Raw genomic sequence first — 15,841 nt, 5'->3', positions numbered from 1 at the left:
CGCCTCCTCCGAAGACAATCAGAGATTTTCCCAGCTGAAGCCGGCGGAGATCCCCATTCCACCGGCCACGCTGATCATGGCCAGCGCGGGCAGATCCGGTTCCGCCCGCACACGTGCCTGGGCCAGCAGCCGGACCACCGAGATAGCCCCGGACGCTCCGTAGGGGTGCCCCAGGGCTAGGGCGCCGCCGTCGCGGTTGAACTCGGCGGGGTCAAGCTCGAGCAGGTCCGCGACCGCCAGGACCTGCGCGGCGAAGGCCTCGTTAAACTCCACCAACCCGACGTCGCTGCCGGGCCCGGTGCGCTGCCACAACGTGCGCTGCCACAACGTGCGTGTGGAGTAGGCGGCACCCACCCCCATCAGTGTGGGGTCGTTGCCGGCCGTGGCGCTGTCGCGGAAAATCAGCCCATCCCCGGCTAGATCGCGGGCCCTCGCCAACGTGGTGACTACCACGGCGCCTGCCCCGTCGCTGTTCTGACACGAATTCCCGGCTGTCACAGTCCCGCCGGCAACGAAGGCTGCCGGGAACCGGGCCAGCAACGAGCCGGTGAGCTTCCTGTGCAGGCCTGCATCTTCGACAAGCCCCGCCAGCGGGACAAGTTCGCGGGTAAATCTGCCTGACCTAGCAGCCAGCCCTGCCCGGTGGTGGCTGTCCAGAGCGTAAGCATCCTGGCGCTCCCGGCTGATGGCGTACCGGGAGGCGACGTTCTCGGCGGCCACACCGGCGTCAGGGTCCCCCTCAGCCAGCGGTGCAAACTGTGCCCTGTCATAGAACTCCAGCGAGCCGTCGGCGTGCCGGTGAGCGCGTGCCGGCGCCGTGCTGATGCTCTCCACGCCCCCGGCAAGATATGTGTGTCCTGCGCCGGCCTGGATGAGACGGCACGCCAGCACAATGGCCTCCAGGCCCGAGCCGCACTGCCTGTCAACGGTCAGGCCCGGCACGTGCGCCGGGAATCCGGCCGTCAGTGCAGCCAACCTTGCGACGTTGCCGCCTCCTCCTGTGGCATTGCCCAAGATGACGTCCTGGACCTGGTGCGCGGAAAGTCCGACGTCGGCCAGCACCGCCTGCAGGAGAGGGGCGGCCAGCTCGTGGGCACGGATACCCTTGTAGGCGCCTCCGGCTTTGGCCGTGGGCAGCCGCATGGCGGCTATGACAACAGCGGTCCTGTCCGCACCGAGACGTCCAGGGTCAGTAGATTCGTTGCGCATGGGCGCCTTTCGCAGTGATCCACTCACGCAGCAGGGTCCTGCTGGGTTTGCCGCCAGCGCTCAGGGGCGATCTGGACAGCGCAAAGTACAGGGTGGGCCGTTGGTGTGCGGGCAGGCGCGCGGCTCGTTCCCGGCAGGCGCGAAGAAAATCATCCATGGGCAGGGTCCCTGCTACCAGGCCGGCCACCAGCCGCTGTCCACGGATGGGATCGGCGATGCCCGTGACTACCACTGTGCCGTCTGCCGGGTGTCCCTCCAAGGCCTGCTCGACCTGTTGGGGGTACACATTGCTGCCGCTGGTTATGACCATGTCCTGGGCGCGCCCCACGAGGTGGAGCACGCCGTCGCCGCGGAGGTAACCCTGGTCATGGACCGTAAACCACTGCCCGGACCGCTGGACGGCATCCTGGTTCCCGCTGGTCGCCGCACTAAAGGACAGGCCGTCATCGCCCCAGGCATAGCCGTTGCTGACATAGGGGCTTCTGACATAGACGCTGCCGATCTCCTCAAGGCCAAGCAGGGCGCCCGTAGGGCCCAGGACGGCAAGCTCGGCACCAGGAAACGCCCGGCCGGCAGCGGGAGCGCCCCAGGATTCAACCGTCGTGGAATCCGTCCGCGGCGCGGCGTCCGCCGGTTCCGTGCCGCGGGTGGCAGCAACAAAGCCCAGCTCTGAGGCCCCGTAGTAGAAGTCAATCCGGGCGTTCGGCGCCCAGCGGCGGGCCTGCTCCAGGATGGTATCCGGCAGGGCGGAACCGGCACAGACGATGGAAGTGAGCGACCCGGGCCCCCGCCCGCTCTCCAGGCCACGCCGGGCCAGCAACCCCAGGACCGAGGGGACCAGCACCAGCCGGGTGACGGCATGGTGCATGATTGCGGCCAGTGCGGCGTCGGGGCTGAAGGACGGCAGGGCCACGAAGGTGGTGCCGGAGTGGATGGCCTCACCGAGCGCGTAGAGGTTCATGCTGGCCGCCATGGGACCCGGTGCCAGAGTGATGCAGCCTTCAGCCAGGCCAAAGTAGTCCACGCTGTGCACAAATGATGCGCGCCAGGATTCCCGTGAGCGGGTGAACGCCTTGGGTAGCCCGCTGGTGCCGGAGGAGAGCCCCAGCAGGAAAGTGGAATCCGGTGGCCCGTCGAAGAAGCCCATGTCAGAAGGTACTGGTGTGGGCAGCGTCATGGCCCAGGACGAGGCCTGCGCGGCGATGGACGCGCGCAAGGCTGCCGGCCAGGTGCTCTCCAGCACCGCGGCAACCCCGCCTCCGGCCACGGCGGCACAGAACTCCACGGCCAGGGCCGTGCTGGCGTGCCGGTCGATGATGGTCAGGGTGCGGTCCCCATGCCCCATGCCGGCGGCACCGTCCCGGAGCGCCGCAAAGTCCAGTGATTCGGTGCCGACGACGACGGCGGGCCGGTGCGGGCGGGCGGCGGCCCAGTGCTGGAGCTGGTTGATGAATGGCATGGCTTTCATCGTAAACGACACCGTGCCGGAACCGGCATCCCCTACAAAACCCCCGCACAAAAACGCCCGGTACAAGAAACCCTTTCAGGTTTCGTACCGGGCGTTCAGGGTGCCGTTGGCAGACGGTGGCGCGTTTAGATGTTGAAGCCGAGGGCTCGCATCTGGTCACGGCCGTCGTCCGTGATCTTTTCCGGACCCCACGGCGGCATCCACACCCAGTTGATCCGCCACTCGTCCACGATGGGACTGAGGGAGTTTTCAACTTGTTCCTCAATGACATCCTGCAACGGGCATGCCGCCGTGGTCAATGTCATGTCAAGGAGCAAAGCGCCGTCTTCGCCGTAGCGCATGCCGTACAGCAGCCCGAGGTCGACGATGTTGACACCCAGCTCGGGGTCGATGACGTCCTTGAGGGCTTCCTCAACGTCTTCGAGGTCAGTCTGTGCACCCGCCACAGCGGCGCTTGTTTCACTGATGTCAGTCATGATTCCTTCTTCACTTTTCGATATTGAAAAGGGCTGTTGGCTAGGCCGTGGCCGTTTCCTCGACCTGGAAGCGGTCGTAGCCTTCTGCCTCCAGGCGGTCAGCCAATTCCGGGCCACCTTGTTCGGCGATGGCGCCATCGACAAACACGTGCACGAAGTCGGGTTTGATGTAGCGCAGGATGCGCGTGTAGTGGGTGATGAGCATGGTGCCCAGGCCACCGGCTTCGATGGTGCGGTTGACACCCTCGGAGACGACCTTCAACGCGTCCACGTCAAGACCGGAGTCAGTCTCATCCAGGATGGCGAACTTAGGGTTGAGCAATTCCAGCTGGAGGATCTCGTGGCGCTTCTTCTCGCCGCCGGAGAAGCCTTCGTTGACATTGCGCTCAGCGAACTCCGGCTCGATGCGCAGTTGCGCCATGGCGGCCTTGACATCCTTGGTCCAGGTGCGCAGCTTGGGGGCTTCACCGTCGATGGCTGTCTTGGCGGTGCGCAAGAAGTTGGTCATGGTGACGCCCGGGATTTCCACGGGGTACTGCATGGCCAGGAACAAGCCGGCGCGGGCACGCTGGTCAACGCTCATCGCCAGGACGTCTTCGCCGTCGAGGGTGATGGAGCCGCTGTCCACGGTGTAGCGCGGGTGGCCGGCGATCGTGGCTGCCAGCGTGGACTTGCCGGAACCGTTGGGGCCCATGATGGCGTGGGTTTCACCGGTGTTGATGGTCAAGGTGACGCCCTTGAGGATCGCCTTGACACCCTGATCGGTGACGATACTCACGTGCAGGTCCTTGATTTCCAGAGTAGACATACTCTATTTTCTCCTAAAAAGTTTGTGTGCGCGTGCCGCTACTGCGGGCTGACGCCGTTAAGAATGTTGGTGACGTCCACGTAGACGTCGGTGCCGTGAACGCTCAAGGCAAAGACGGGAACCGGTTCAAACGCGGGCAAGGTCAGCGGTTCACCTGTTGATAGGTCAAACGAGCTGCCGTGCGCCCAGCATTCGATGGTGCCCTCCTCCACGTCGCCCTCGCTCAGCGAAATATCCGCATGGGAGCAGGTGTCGCCAATGGCGTGCAGGACCCCGTGCGAATCCCTGACAATTGCGACGGGCAAGTCGTCAACCTCAACCAGCAAGGCGGACTTGACCTGCACGTCCTCGTCCTGGCAGACAACGACGCCGGCGGGTGTGGAGGAATCGGCCATTACAGTGAGCCTGCCGCCAGTTCGCGTTCCACAGAGTCGCGCAAGCGCTCTTCCAGGGCCGGAACCTTGATGTGCTGGATGACCTCGTTGAGGAAACCGCGCACCACCAGACGGCGGGCAATGCTTTCTTCAATGCCGCGAGCCTGCAGGTAAAACAGCTGCTCGTCATCAAAACGGCCGGTGGCACTTGCGTGGCCGGCGCCTTCGATCATCCCCGTCTCAATTTCAAGGTTCGGCACGGAGTCGGCGCGCGCACCCTGGGTCAGGATCAAGTTGCGGTTCATCTCATACGTGTCGGTGCCCTCGGCCTGCTTGCGGATCAGCACATCGCCAATCCAGACAGCGTGTGCGCCGTCACCTTGCAAGGCGCCCTTGTACGTGACGCGGGACTTGCAGTTCTTCGTGGAGTGGTCAACGAACAGGCGCTGCTCCAGGTGCTGGCCGGCGTCGGCAAAGTACAGGCCGTACATTTCGACCTCACCACCGGTTCCGGTGTAGCGGGCCGACGGCGTGGTGCGCAGCAAGTTTCCGCCAAGGTTGACGACAACGTGCTTGACTTTCGCGTCACGACCCACCGAAATGTGCTGGGCGCTGGCGTGCACGGCGTCCTGGTCCCAGTCCTGGATGCTGACAACGGTCAAGTTGGCACCGTCCTCAACCAGCACTTCAACGTTTTCGCTCAGCACCGCGCTGCCGCGGTGGTCAAGGACCACAACTCCGGTGGCGAACTTCTTGGCGTGCACAATGATGTGCGCGGCTGCCGGGGTATCCCCCGCGCCGGTCAGCGTCAACGTTGTGACGTCGTCGTCGGTGCCAAGGAATTCCTCGGGCAGGGTGACAACAGTGGCTGTAGCGAAGTTCTCCCACGCGGCCGCGGCAACACGGTCCTCGGGGATGCCAGCCGAGCCAATGCGAGCGTCGTCGCGGCCCACGGTCTCAACCGTCACGGCGTCGGGCTTGGAGATTTCCACGGACGGTGCTGCCCCGGATAGTTCCTGACCCTTAATGCCAACCCGGTCAAGGCCGCGCAGGCGTTTAAGCGGGGTGAAGCGCCAGTCCTCTTCACGGCCTGTGATGGCCGGGAAGTCAGCGAGCTTGTAGGAGGTCAAACGGCCGGCGCGTGAGCTGTCTGGGACGCCGACGCCGCCGCCGTGGCTGTCGCCACCATGGCTGTGCGCCTTGGCGGCACTGCCGCCCAGCGGACCCGACTCGGGGTTGATCTCGGAAAGGCTCTCGCCTTCCTCCGTCATTCCCTTGATGAAGCCCTGGGACCAAACCTTTGTGTCTGTTGCGTGTTCTTGCGTGAGCTCGGTCATTTAGCCGACGGCCCCTTCCATCTGCAGTTCAATCAAACGGTTTAGTTCCAGCGCGTATTCCATGGGAAGCTCCTTGGCGATCGGCTCGATGAAGCCGCGCACAATCATGGCCATGGCCTCGTCCTCGGGCATGCCGCGGGACTGCAAGTAGAACAGTTGCTCCTCACTGACCTTGGACACGGTTGCCTCGTGGCCCATGGAGACATCGTCTTCACGAACATCAACGTAAGGGTACGTGTCCGAGCGGGAGATGTTGTCCACCAACAGTGCGTCACAACGTACCGTGTTGGCCGAGTGGGTGGCGCCTTCGCGGATCTGGACCAGGCCGCGGTAGGCGGCCCGTCCGCCACCGCGTGCTACCGACTTGGAGATGATGGAGGACTGCGTGTTCGGCGCAATGTGGACCATCTTGGAGCCGGTGTCCTGGTGCTGGCCCTCGCCGGCAAACGCCACCGACAGTGTCTCGCCCTTAGCGTGCTCGCCAACAAGGTAAACGGCCGGGTACTTCATGGTGACCTTGGAGCCGATGTTACCGTCGACCCATTCCATGGTGGCGCCTTCGTGGGCGATGGCCCGCTTGGTCACCAGGTTGTATACGTTGTTGGACCAGTTCTGGATGGTGGTGTAGCGAACGCGGGCGTTCTTCTTCACCACGATCTCAACAACAGCAGAGTGCAGGGAATCCGAAGTGTAGATCGGGGCCGTGCAGCCTTCGATGTAGTGAACGTAGCTGCCTTCATCGGCGATGATGAGCGTGCGCTCAAACTGGCCCATGTTCTCGGTGTTGATGCGGAAGTACGCCTGCAACGGAATCTCCACGTGCACGCCCGGAGGGACGTAGACGAACGAACCGCCGGACCAGACAGCCGTGTTCAGTGACGCGAATTTGTTATCGCCCACCGGGATCATGGTGCCGAAGTACTCCTGGAAGATTTCCGGGTATTCACGCAAGGCGGTGTCGGTGTCTGTGAAGATGACGCCCTGCTCCTCCAGGTCCTCGCGGATCTGGTGGTAGACAACCTCGGACTCGTACTGGGCGGTGACGCCGCCGACTAGGCGGTTGCGCTCTGCCTCGGGGATGCCCAGCTTCTCGTAGGTGTTGCGGATGTCCTCCGGCAACTCTTCCCACGTAGTAGCTTGCTTCTCGGTGGAGCGGACAAAGTACTTGATATTGTCAAAGTCAATGCCGGAGAGATCTGCACCCCAGGTGGGCATGGGCTTGCGGTCAAAGTACTTCAGGCCCTTCAAACGCAGGTCAAGCATCCACTGCGGCTCACCCTTTTTGGCGGAAATGTCGCGGACGACCTCTTCACTCAGGCCGCGGCGGGCGTTCTCACTGGCAGCGTTCTTATCCGACCAACCGAAAGCATAGTTACCTAAGCCCTCCAGCTCCGGGTTCCTTTCGAGGATGTCGTGGTTGGTGGCATCTGCCACGTCACCATGCGCGAGTACATCCTGCGCTAATTGATCCGTCATCACGGCCTTTCTTGCTGATGGTTGGAAATTCTCTTCGACGGGGAGGCCAGGTTCACGGAAACGCTGCTGCGTTTGCGAACCACCGCCCGCCCCGTAGGTACATGGGTGGTGCACACGTGCCCGCCACTTGCCAAAGTGGAGAGCCTGCGCACGTCGACGCCCAGAAGCCTGGAAAAGACTTCTGTCTCGGCATCGCAGAATGCGGGGAAAGTGGCGGCCAGCGCTTGAATGGGGCAGTGCCCCTGGCACAGCTGTTCGGCCGCCATGGTGGTGCCCGGGTTCAGGGAGTTGGAGGTTGCCACAAAACGGTCGGCGTTCAAGGCTGCGGCGAGTGCCTTGGAGCGGGCAGCGACATCGCTTCCCGCGGCGTCAACGAGAGGCTGGTACTTGGCCTCCATTTTGGCGAAGCGGCGTTCAGCGAACTTGATGACAGCCTCCTGCCCATGGACGTCGGCAATCTCAGCCAAGGCTAAGCTGGCGATTTCCAGGTAATCGTCGCCAATTTCGCTTTGGCCCTGCTTGGAGACCACGTACCGGCGTGCCGGGCGGCCCGCACCGGTTTTGGAATTGCTAATGAGTTTGACCTCGATGACGCCCTGCCGGGACAGCGTGTCCAAGTGGCGGCGGACCGCCGCAGGCGTCAGGCCCAGCAACTTACCCATTTGCGCGGCGCTGACGGGCCCCTGTTCCAGAACCGTTGTCAGGACACGGTCACGGGTGCGTTCGTCAGGTTCCGGGCCAGAGAGATGGACTGGCTGGACTTCGCTCACTTTGACACCTCCGCTACCTGGGTTAATTCAACAACAATAAACAACACAAGTATGTGCTAATTAGCTGGCAGTTTCCAGTAAGGTGAGCCTACGCACGCACCCAACGCGCGCCGGCCGGTCTCGGACCCCAAACTCCTGAGGCTACTACGTCCGGTAGAATAGCGCGGTGACACAATCTCCTACCCTCGCACTGGACATCGCCGGGCTCGTCAAGGATGTCGGTCCCATTACCGCCCTCGATGGGCGCATGAAGCGGATCGTTTCCAACATCAGCCTACAGGCCCACTTTGGTGCCGTAACCGCCTTACTCGGTGCCAATGGGGCCGGGAAGACCACCACCATCGAATGCGCCCAAGGCCTGCAGCAGCGCAGTGGCGGTGCCATCTCGCTGCTGGGTCAGGACCCGGAAAATGCCGACGCTGCACTACGTGCCCGGGTTGGGGTGATGCTCCAGGACGGTGGGCTGCCGCCAGCCGCCCGGCCGCTGGCTTTGCTTCGCCATGTGGCAAGCTTGTACCAGAACCCGCTGAGTGTGGATGCCCTGGCCGAGCGGCTGGGGATAAGGGAGTTCTCCAACACGAGCATTCGCAGGCTGTCGGGCGGTCAAAAGCAGCGGGTGGCCCTTGCCGCCAGCCTGCTGGGTAACCCGGAGGTGTTGTTCCTGGATGAGCCCAGCGCAGGCCTGGACCCGCAGTCCCGGCTCATGGTTTTTGAGCTGATCCGTGAACTGCGCGATGCCGGCAAGGCCATTGTGCTCACTACCCACCTCCTCGACGACGCCCAACGGCTCGCCGACTATGTCTACATCGTCAACAAGGGTGAATCGGTCACCGAGGGCACCGTCCCGGAGCTGTTGCGCCAGTCGACGCAGTCGCAGGCCCACCGGGTCATGACGTTTGAGGCTCTGCCCGGACGGGACACCGCAAGTTTGTCCCGTCCGGGGGTGCTCTGTGAGGAAACCCGGCCAGGAAGCTACCGTTTGGCTGGCTCCCTGGTGGCTGAGGACCTAGCCCGTTTTGGCCAGTGGTGCGCCTCCGGCAACGTCATGCCCACCTCGGTCCACCTCGCCTCTCGGTCCCTTGAAGATGTGTTCTTGGCCATTGCCGACTCAGTGGAAACGGAGATCTCATGAACACGCTCTTTCCCGACGCCCCGGCCGGCCGGCCCGCTTCCCTGAGCCGGCGGGTCCTGAGCCAGGGCAAATACGAGGCGTCCACCATGCTGCGCAACGGAGAGCAGCTGGTGCTCATGATCGTGATGCCGTTGCTGGGGCTTATTGCTCTGGCCGTGACCCCGATCCTTGATGGCATGGGCCAGTCCCGCATCAACATCGCAACCCCCGGCATCCTGGCCCTCTGCGCGTTGTCCACCGCTTTCACCGGCCAGGGCATCGCGACAGGCTTTGACAGGCGCTATGGGGTCCTACGGTTCATGTCCACCACCCCCTTGGGCAGAACCGGGCTCATAGCGGGCAAGGTCATCGCCGTGCTCGCGGCGCTGGTGATCCAGGTGGTTGTCATCTCTACGGTTGCCGCATTCCTTGGCTGGCGTCCGGAGCCGGCCGGGGTGCTGTTGGGCATCCCCTTGCTGGTCCTTGGTGCCATCACCTTCACCGCCCTGGGCCTGCTGATTGCCGGAACCGTCCGCCCCGAAGCCACCCTGGCCATCACCAACCTCGGCTGGATCCTGTTCGCCGCCTTGGGTGGGATTGTGCTGCCCGCGGCCACGTTCTCCGCCTCCATGGCCGGCGTCGTTGACTGGCTGCCCTCAGGAGCACTCGGTACCCTGATGCGGGCGGCACTGATTGAAGGCCGTCTTGATGTTTTTGCAATTGTTATTTTGCTTGCCTGGGCCGTCGCCGGTTCAGTTGCAGCAACCAAGTGGTTTAAGTGGAATTGAAAGACGTGAATGAAGTGAGCCAAATCAGCACCACCAAGCGTTCCCTTGCCGAGCGCCTGCCCACCAGCGTCACCCCGGCAGTGCGCCGCTTATCTGTGGCCTCGCTGATCGGCCAGGGTGTCCTCATCGTGTCCGGCGGCGTGGTCCGGGTCACCGGTTCCGGCCTGGGTTGCCCCACCTGGCCCAAGTGCACCGCGGAATCCCTGACCAATACGCCCGAGATGGGCATTCACGGCGTCATTGAGTTCGTCAACCGCACACTGACTTTCGCCTTGGCCGCCATTGGTTTGATCTTGCTGGTCATGCTGTGGAATCTGCGCAAAGAACGCAAAGATCTGTTCTGGCTGGCGTTCGGCCTGCTGGCCGTCATCCCCGCGCAGGCCGTCATTGGCGGCATCACGGTACTCACCGGACTCAACCCCTACGTGGTGAGCCTGCACTTCCTGGTTTCGGCCGGCCTTGTGGTGATTTCGATGCTGCTGGTGAACAGGGCATATGGCCGGACAGGTGTCACCGGACCCCATGATGTTCCGCGCCCCCGGCCGCTCATTCGCCAGCTGAGCGTCGTTGCCGCGGTGGCCGGTTACCTCGCCGTGGTTCTTGGCACGCTGGTCACCGGCTCCGGCCCACATTCAGGCGATGGCACCTCCCCGCGCATGGAACTGAACGGCTACTTGGTTACCAGGCTCCACGCCGTCCCCGTCTACGTCCTTGTGGCCGCCGCACTGCTCTTGGTGATCCTGCTCTGGCGCAATGGCAAGGGTGACATTCTGCGCAACGCAGCCCTGGTGCTCTTCGTTTCCGTGCTCTTCCAGGGCTTCATCGGCTACTGGCAGTACTTCACAGGTATCCCCATCCTGCTGGTGATCTTTCACATGGCCGGTGCCTCTCTCATGCTCGGCGTTGTCACCAACATGATTGACATTGCCTTGCGCCGCGGCAAGGATGTTCTTCCTGCCTAGCCCCGCTACGCAGGGCCCACGTTGATCGGCGGCCGGTCACCTTCTCATCGAGGTGGCCGGCCGCTGTTGTGCGTGGCACCGGTCTGGGTGATTGAGCTTGTCGAGATCCGCAGTTTTGGACACGCTCAACCAACGCAGTTCTGGACCAGCTGCGGTTAACCAACGGCGGCCGGTACCTCTGAAAGGAGAGGCACCGGCCGCCGTCGTACTTGATGAAAAAAACTAGCCCATCAGAGCAGAGCCGACAAAAGGATCCACAGCCAAAGACAGGAACACCAGCGTCAAGTAAGTGATGGAGACGTGGAAAACTTTCATGGCGTTCTTCTTGGTGACAAGGTCCTTTTTGGCGTTGCTGTACAACTTATGGGCCTCGAACAAGAACCAGGCCCCAGCGGCCGCGGCTGTGACGGTATAGACGATGCCGGCCCCGCCCAGCGGGATCATCAGCAGGGAGCAGGCGACCATGGCCCAGGTGTAGAGCACCACTTGGACGGCAACTGTGCGTGAGCCGGCGACGGCGCCAAGCATGGGGACGTTGACGGCGTTGTAGTCGTCGCTGTAGCGCATGGACAGCGGCCAGTAGTGCGGCGGCGTCCAAAGGAAGATGATCATGAAGAGGATGAAGGCGGGCCACTGGACGGTGCCTGTCACGGCGGACCAGGCAATCAGCACGGGGAAGCAGCCGGCGGCGCCGCCCCAGACAATGTTCTGGGTGGTGCGGCGTTTGAGGATAAGCGAGTAGACCACGACGTAGACGAAGATGGCGCCGACACCGAGCAGCCCGGTGAGCGGGTTGACGCTCCAGAGCAGGGCGATCGCAATGACTGTCAGGACCCAGGAGAACACGAGGGCTTCACGCGGGGTGATGACCCCGGTGACCAGTGGCCGCTTGGAGGTGCGGTTCATGATCTTGTCGATGTCGCGGTCAATGTAGCAGTTGAAGGCGCCTGAGGCACCAGCGGCCAGCGCCCCACCGACCATGGTGGCGACCATCAGCCACAGGCTGGGCACCCCGCTCTTGCCAGAGAAACCTTGTGCGTAAAACATGGTGGGCAAAGTAGTCACCAAAAGCAGTTCCACCACGCGCGGTTTTGTCAGGGCCAGGTACCCTTTGGCTTTCTCGGAGAAACCCACCGGCGTCTTCGGGGAAGATCCGGCGATCGGGGTATGCGTCGCACTCACGTGTAATGTCACCATGTTCTCATCGTTGGTTCACAGCTGGCTTCAGATTTCACAGCTGCCGGTTTTGCGCGGAATGCCAAGGGGAGGGCGCCGATGCAGCAAGGGGACCCCATACAGGGAGCAAACCTCTAAATATCATACCCCGCCCCGCGAGGGAAGAGCGGATTGCGGCACCGAACCCGCCCGATAAGCTCCTGAGCAGTCCCTGACTGGAGCGTTGTGGCTGTTGGGGGCCACGAAAGATGCACGAATACCCGGTGGGTGAAAACGAGTCAATTTGCGTTGCAGCTTGTCGATTTATGACTTTCGCGGGCAGGCACAATTTACTGCCCATCCGCAACGGTGGGACTAAGCTGTTCACAGAAGAATGTTTCAACGCGCAGCGGTGCACGTACCCCACTGAGTCCGGATTGGCCCCTGCTGTTCAACCGGGCCGGCGGGGGCAACACGCCGTGCGCGTTTTTTACGCCTGCACCTAACGAGAGGGACTATGTAAATGACACATCTGGATACGACAACATTTACCTGGACGGCCAACGACCAACGGGCAGTTGACACTGCACGTGTGTTGGCCGCTGACGCTGTGGAAAAAGTGGGCAACGGGCACCCCGGCACGGCCATGTCCTTGGCCCCCGCCGCCTACCTGCTCTTCCAAAAAGTCATGCGCATCGATCCGAAAAATCCGCACTGGATTGGCCGTGACCGGTTCATCCTCTCCCCCGGGCACACCTCGCTGACGCTTTACACCCAGCTCTTCCTCTCCGGGTATGGCCTGGAACTAAGTGACCTTGAAGCGCTTCGCACATGGGGTTCGCTGACTCCAGGCCACCCCGAGTACAAGCACACAGCCGGTGTGGAGATCACTACCGGACCCCTGGGCCAGGGCCTGGCCTCCGCCGTCGGCTTCGCCTACTCCCAGCGCCGCATGCGCGGGCTCATGGACCCCGACGCCGCCCCCGGCACCAGCCCGTTCGACCACACCGTATGGGTCATCGCCTCCGACGGTGACATGCAAGAAGGCGTGACCAGCGAGGCGTCCTCACTGGCCGGGCACCAGGAACTGGGCAACATGGTGGTGCTGTACGACTCCAACCACATCTCCATTGAAGACGACACCAACATCGCCTACTCAGAAGATGTCCTGAAGCGCTACGAGGCCTACGGCTGGCATGTGCAGCGCGTCGACTGGACCAAGACCGGTGCATACGTCGAGGACGTGGAAGAGTTGCATGCAGCCCTGGCCGCGGCCAAGGCTGAGACGTCCAGGCCGTCCCTGATCTCCCTACGCACCATCATCGGCTTCCCGTCACCGAAGAAGCAGAACACCGGCGCCATCCACGGCTCCGCCCTGGGTGCTGCCGAGGTGGCCGCGCTGAAGACCAGCCTTGGCTTTGACCCCGAGAAGCACTTTGACGTGGATCCGGCCATCCTGGCTCACGCCCGCGAGCTCGTGGGTCGTGGCGCCACCGCCCACCAAGAATGGAACACTGGCTTCAACGCCTGGAAGGCCGCCAACCCCGAGCGGGCCGCCCTACTGGAGCGCATTCAGAACAAGGAACTGCCCGAGGGCTGGGAAAGCCACCTCCCCGCGTTCGCTGCGGGCAAGGATGTCTCCACCCGCGCCGCTTCCGGCACCGTCCTGAACGGCATTGGCGGGGTTCTGCCCGAGCTGTGGGGAGGTTCCTGCGACCTGGCAGGCTCCAACAACACCACCATTGAGGGTTCCGGCTCGTTTGTGCCCGCATCCAAGCAGACTGACACCTGGTCGGGCGGCCCGTACGGGAGGGTGCTGCACTTCGGTATCCGCGAGCACGCCGCAGCCTCGATTGTGAACGGCATCCACCTGGGTGGCCCCACCCGCGCCTTCTCCGGTACGTTCTTGATCTTCAGCGACTACCAGCGCCCGGCCATCCGCCTCGGCGCCTTGATGGGTGTCCCATCCATCTACGTGTGGACTCACGACTCCATTGGTCTGGGCGAGGACGGCCCCACCCACCAGCCGGTTGAGCAGCTGGCCACGTTGCGTGCCATTCCGGGCCTTGATGTGGTGCGCCCCGGCGACGCCAACGAAGTGGCCGCCGCCTGGCGCAAGATCCTGGAGACCACCGACAACCCGGCCGGGATTGTGCTGACCCGTCAGAACATTCCCACCTACGCCCGCGGCACCGGGGTGGCAACAGCCACCGAGTTCGGATCGACCGACGGCGTAGCCAAGGGCGGTTACGTCCTGGCCGAGGCCGTCTCCGACGGCGCCGTGGTCACCCCTGCCGTGATCCTGATCGCCACCGGATCCGAGGTCCAGCTGGCCATGGAGGCCCGTGAGGCGTTGGCGGCCGACGGCGTTGCCGCCCGCGTTGTCTCCATGCCGTGTGTTGAATGGTTCCATGCCCAGAGTGCCGAGTACCGGGAGCAGGTGCTGCCCGCAGCCATCAAGGCTCGTGTCTCCGTCGAGGCCGGACTGGCTTTGGGCTGGCGCGAATTTGTTGGCGACGCCGGCCATTGTATTTCTCTTGAGCACTTCGGCGCCTCCGCCGACTACAAGCGCCTGTTCCAGGAGTTTGGCATCACCACCGAGGCCGTCACCGCTGCGGCCAGGGACACAGTGGCAGCCGCGCAGGCCTAGAGGGCCCTCGAGACCTGTCATCACCGTATTTCCTGCGGCCGGAGCCTTTGGGTGGTCGGCCGTAGGGAATACAACACCCCACCTGCAGCGCTGAGAATGCAGGGCCTTAATGTCAAGGAAAGAAGCACAAAATGACCAACGCAACACCCACTGCAGCACTCTCCGCCGCTGGCGTCTCCATCTGGCTTGACGATCTTTCCCGCGCACGCCTGGTGACCGGCAGCCTGCAAAAGCTCATTGACGAGAAGAACGTTGTTGGCGTCACCACCAACCCCAGCATTTTCGAGGCGGCCATCACCAAAAGTGATGACTACAAAGCTGAACTGGCCAGCTACTCCGCTGCTGGTGTCAACGCCGAGGATGCCGTCTTTGAAATCACGACGGCGGACGTGGCCGCCGGTTGCGATCTGTTCGCGCCCATCGCCGCAGCAACCAAGGGTGTCGATGGCCGAGTGTCCATCGAGGTCGATCCCCGCAAGGCCTGGGATACCGACGGCACCATCGCAGAGGCCAAGCGGCTCTACGCCAAGGTCGAGAAGAAGAATGTTTACATCAAGATCCCGGCAACGCTCGAAGGCCTTGAGGCCATCACGGCAACCTTGGCTGAAGGCATCAGCGTCAACGTGACCTTGATCTTCTCCCTTGACCGCTACCGTGCCGTCATGAACGCGTTCCTCAACGGCCTGGAGCAGGCGTTGGCCAACGGCCACAACCTTGCCGACATCCACTCCGTCGCCTCCTTCTTCGTCTCCCGCGTGGACCTGGAGATCGACAAGCGCCTTGACGCTCTGGGCACCGCCGAAGCCACTGCCTTGAAGGGCCAGGCCGGCCTGGCCAACGCGCGCCTCGCCTATGAAGCCTTCGAGGGCGTGTTCTCCTCCGAGCGCTGGGCGCTGCTGGCCGACGCCGGCGCCCTCCCCCAGCGTCCCCTGTGGGCCTCCACTGGTGTCAAGAACCCGGACTACCCGGACACCATGTACGTCACCGGCTTGGCCGCACCGAACGTCGTGAATACGATGCCCGAGAAGACCCTTGACGCTACGTTCGACCACGGCGTTGTCACCGGCGACACCATCACCGGCACCTATGCGGCATCCAACGCCCTGCTGAACCAGCTCGAGGGCCTGGGCATCTCTTACAACGATGTGGTGAACCTGCTCGAGACCGAGGGGCTGGACAAGTTCGTGGCCAGCTGGAAGGACCTCCTGAACCATGTCCAGGAGGCCCTGGACGCAGCCGTCACGGAGGCGTAAGTCC

14 protein-coding genes are annotated in these 15,841 nt (G+C 63.2%); 5 read left to right on the top strand and 9 right to left on the bottom strand.

Annotation, left to right across the window (positions count from 1 at the left end):
• Positions 1–18 precede the first annotated feature (18 nt).
• The 8 genes from AOC05_RS06705 to AOC05_RS06670 form a co-directional block, all read right to left on the bottom strand.
• The gene (locus AOC05_RS06705) at positions 19–1,209 is read right to left on the bottom strand and encodes a thiolase family protein (RefSeq protein ID WP_062006567.1); all 1,191 of its coding nucleotides are present in this window, start codon (positions 1,207–1,209) and stop codon (positions 19–21) included.
• Positions 1,190–2,668, bottom strand: a complete 1,479-nt coding sequence (locus AOC05_RS06700) for a class I adenylate-forming enzyme family protein (protein WP_062006566.1) — start codon at positions 2,666–2,668, stop codon at positions 1,190–1,192. The genes AOC05_RS06705 and AOC05_RS06700 overlap by 20 nt, the downstream gene beginning before the upstream one ends.
• A gap of 134 nt (positions 2,669–2,802) precedes the next feature.
• Positions 2,803–3,153 carry a metal-sulfur cluster assembly factor gene (locus tag AOC05_RS06695; protein WP_062006565.1) on the bottom strand — a complete coding sequence of 117 codons (351 nt, stop codon included), beginning with the start codon at positions 3,151–3,153 and terminating at the stop codon, positions 2,803–2,805.
• 40 nt (positions 3,154–3,193) lie between these two features.
• A complete protein-coding gene (gene sufC / locus AOC05_RS06690) occupies positions 3,194–3,961 on the bottom strand; it encodes a Fe-S cluster assembly ATPase SufC (protein ID WP_062006564.1) in 768 nt (255 codons plus the stop codon).
• A gap of 38 nt (positions 3,962–3,999) precedes the next feature.
• Positions 4,000–4,356, bottom strand: coding sequence for a non-heme iron oxygenase ferredoxin subunit (locus tag AOC05_RS06685; protein ID WP_062006563.1), 357 nt, complete (start codon positions 4,354–4,356; stop codon positions 4,000–4,002).
• Complete coding sequence (gene sufD, locus AOC05_RS06680) at positions 4,356–5,672, bottom strand: Fe-S cluster assembly protein SufD (protein WP_062006562.1); 1,317 nt, start codon at positions 5,670–5,672, stop codon at positions 4,356–4,358. Before sufD ends, AOC05_RS06685 begins: the two co-directional genes overlap by 1 nt.
• A complete protein-coding gene (gene sufB / locus AOC05_RS06675) occupies positions 5,673–7,148 on the bottom strand; it encodes a Fe-S cluster assembly protein SufB (protein ID WP_062006561.1) in 1,476 nt (491 codons plus the stop codon). It abuts the gene before it with no gap.
• Complete coding sequence (locus AOC05_RS06670; protein ID WP_062006560.1) at positions 7,148–7,918, bottom strand: helix-turn-helix transcriptional regulator; 771 nt, start codon at positions 7,916–7,918, stop codon at positions 7,148–7,150. The genes sufB and AOC05_RS06670 overlap by 1 nt, the downstream gene beginning before the upstream one ends.
• Before the next feature lie 166 nt (positions 7,919–8,084).
• Here AOC05_RS06670 and AOC05_RS06665 point away from each other — a divergent pair, with 166 nt between their 5' ends.
• The 3 genes from AOC05_RS06665 to AOC05_RS06655 are packed head-to-tail and all read left to right on the top strand — an operon-like array spanning position 8,085 to position 10,779.
• The gene (locus AOC05_RS06665) at positions 8,085–9,050 is read left to right on the top strand and encodes an ABC transporter ATP-binding protein (RefSeq protein ID WP_062006559.1); all 966 of its coding nucleotides are present in this window, start codon (positions 8,085–8,087) and stop codon (positions 9,048–9,050) included.
• On the top strand, positions 9,047–9,817 hold the full coding sequence (locus tag AOC05_RS06660; RefSeq protein ID WP_062006558.1) for an ABC transporter permease: 771 nt from the start codon (positions 9,047–9,049) through the stop codon (positions 9,815–9,817). The genes AOC05_RS06665 and AOC05_RS06660 overlap by 4 nt, the downstream gene beginning before the upstream one ends.
• Before the next feature lie 5 nt (positions 9,818–9,822).
• Complete coding sequence (locus tag AOC05_RS06655; RefSeq protein WP_062006557.1) at positions 9,823–10,779, top strand: COX15/CtaA family protein; 957 nt, start codon at positions 9,823–9,825, stop codon at positions 10,777–10,779.
• Positions 10,780–11,001: 222 nt separating this feature from the next.
• On the opposite strand, the gene AOC05_RS06650 is transcribed toward AOC05_RS06655, so the two are convergent.
• On the bottom strand, positions 11,002–11,973 hold the full coding sequence (locus tag AOC05_RS06650; protein ID WP_062009462.1) for a heme o synthase: 972 nt from the start codon (positions 11,971–11,973) through the stop codon (positions 11,002–11,004).
• Positions 11,974–12,457: 484 nt separating this feature from the next.
• Between AOC05_RS06650 and tkt the strand changes: the two genes are divergently transcribed.
• On the top strand, positions 12,458–14,584 hold the full coding sequence (gene tkt / locus AOC05_RS06645; protein WP_062006556.1) for a transketolase: 2,127 nt from the start codon (positions 12,458–12,460) through the stop codon (positions 14,582–14,584).
• 131 nt (positions 14,585–14,715) lie between these two features.
• Entirely contained in the window at positions 14,716–15,837 is a 1,122-nt protein-coding gene (gene tal, locus AOC05_RS06640) for a transaldolase (protein WP_062006555.1), read from the top strand.
• Positions 15,838–15,841 lie beyond the last annotated feature (4 nt).

This window comes from Arthrobacter alpinus, assembly GCF_001294625.1.
GTDB lineage: Bacteria > Actinomycetota > Actinomycetes > Actinomycetales > Micrococcaceae > Specibacter > Specibacter alpinus_A.
This window is presented reverse-complemented; position numbering and strand designations above follow the sequence as displayed.